The organism is uncultured Planktosalinus sp. (genome assembly GCF_963973675.1).
Lineage (GTDB): Bacteria > Bacteroidota > Bacteroidia > Flavobacteriales > Flavobacteriaceae > Planktosalinus.
Genome location: NZ_CAXBAN010000407.1, coordinates 1 through 2,262 on the forward strand (window position 1 = coordinate 1; position 2,262 = coordinate 2,262).

Sequence of the window (2,262 nt, forward strand, 5' to 3'; positions counted from 1 at the left end):
AAAATATATCATCGGCTTAAAAGTGCCAATTACCCCTTAACTGGTGCTGCAGATCATGGGGTTTCGCAGGCTATTTATCTTGATGACCCGGACGGAAATGGCGTTGAACTTTACTGGGATTATCCTGAAAACAAGTGGCCAAAAGATATTAATGGAGAGATTTCCATGTTCACAAAACCTCTTGACCTGAATAAACTGTTAAGTATACTAGATTAATATTCGTAAAAATTACTTTAACTTTTTTCCTATAAAGTTGCTCATAAATGTTGTAAACACAACCACACTAATTGAGCTTAAAGGCATAATAATGGCTGCCACTACAGGAGCGAGTTGACCGGTAACTGCAAAATATAGACCAACGATATTGTATAAAAATGAAATTCCGATACTGGCTTTAATTATCGAGATTGCTTTTTTTGAAGCATATAAGTAACTCGGAAATTCTTTAAACTTTGAAGCATCAAGGATAGCATCACAAGCTGGTGAAAAAACATTGACATTCTCAGAAACAGCGATTCCTACTTCACTTTGTTGCAATGCGCCAGCATCGTTTAATCCATCACCCAGCATTACTACTTTATGACCAAAATCCTGTAAGTCTGAAATGTGTTGTAATTTATCTTTAGGTTTTTGATTGAAAGCTATTTGTGTGCCTTTGGGAAGTATATGTTCCAAATAATCTCTTTCACCTTCATTGTCTCCTGATAGTATCCCTAAGTGATAGTTTTCACTTAAACTTTCAAAAACCTGCTCAACTCCTTCTCGATAATTGTTTTTAAATACATACTTTCCTTTATAAATATTATTAGAACTAATGTGAACTTCAGTTTGGTTAGGGGCTTGATGGTTGACTTTTTCAATGTCTGAAACAAATTGAGCACTTCCAACTTTTATGTTTGTTCCTTGCGCACCAGCCTGCATACCCTTCCCCGGTAGTTCTTCATAGTCATCTAATGTGAGAATATTATGGCCTTTTAAAAACTCATACAAGGCACGGCTCAACGGGTGGTTTGAAGTGCGTAGCGTTGATTTTAAAATTGTTGTTTCCGTTTCGTTTAATTCCAAACCATTATAATGAATGGAGCTTTTTTCACTTGATGTAATTGTACCTGTTTTATCAAACAAGATCGTGTCAATTGCTGCCAATTTCTCTATAACACTAGCATTTTTTAAGTAAAACTTAAGTTTACCAAAAATGCGTAACATATTTCCCAAAGTAAATGGTGCAGACATTGCTAATGCACAGGGGCAGGCAATGATTAATACAGCCGTAAAAGCCTGAATGCCGACTGAAATATCAAAAAATGACCAATAAAAAAGTGAGACAAATGCAATCACTAAAATAACTATGGTAAAATATTTACTAATTGAATTAGTAAGCCCAATAAATGCCTGGTCTTTATCTTTATTAAAAACATCATTGCTCCAAAGTTGAGTTAAATAGCTTTGAGAAATGCTCTTTAGACTTTCCATTTCTATAGCTCCAGATATTTGTTTTCCGCCGGCAAAGAGCTTATCTCCTGAATATTTAGGAATGGGAACAGACTCACCGGTAACAAAACTATAATCTATTTGAGCATTTCCTTTAATAAGTATACCATCAACAGGAATAAGTTCTTCATTTCTAATTAGTAACCGATCACCTTTTTTGATTTCATATACCGGAATTGCTTCTTCTTTGCCATTTACTATCCGGGTTACTGAAATAGGAAAATAAGATTTATAATCTCTTTCAAAGGAAAGAAAGTTGTATGTTTTTTGTTGAAAAAATTTTCCTAAGAGCAAGAAAAAGACTAACCCGCTTAAGCTGTCAAAAAAACCGGTTCCAAGATCAAATGAAATTTCAATTATACTTCTAATAAATAATACCAAAATACCAAGAGCAAGTGGTACATCAATATTTAAAAAACCGGCTCGAAGTCCCTTAAATGCAGAAACAAAATAACCGGAAGCTGAATAAAAAAATACCGGAAGAGAAAATGCAAACATCAACCATCTAAAAAATGGCTTGTATTGCTCCAGCCAGTAATCACCAAAATCAAAATACTCTGGAAATGAGAGAAACATAATATTGCCAAATGCAAAGCCGGCCACAGCAAGTTTATACAGCAAGCTCCTGTCTATAGGTCTCTGTTTTCCTTCATAATTATCAAGACTTATGTAGGGTTCATATCCAATACTGCTTAACAAATGCACTACTTCTTTAAATGAAATTTGTGCATTATTAAATTGTATCCTAAGTGTTTTTTTTGGAAAATCTAC

Annotated in this window: 1 protein-coding gene and 1 pseudogene; one reads left to right on the forward strand and one right to left on the reverse strand. The window is 34.2% G+C overall.

All coding sequences use genetic code 11. The features are described from left to right. A pseudogene (locus AACY61_RS12705) lies at window positions 1-216 on the forward strand (glyoxalase); the annotation flags it as partial. Between the two features lie 12 nt (window positions 217-228). Here the strand turns inward: AACY61_RS12705 and AACY61_RS12710 are convergent. Beyond that, a partial coding sequence (locus AACY61_RS12710; protein WP_339611951.1) for an HAD-IC family P-type ATPase occupies window positions 229-2,262 on the reverse strand: 2,034 nt, incomplete at its 5' end.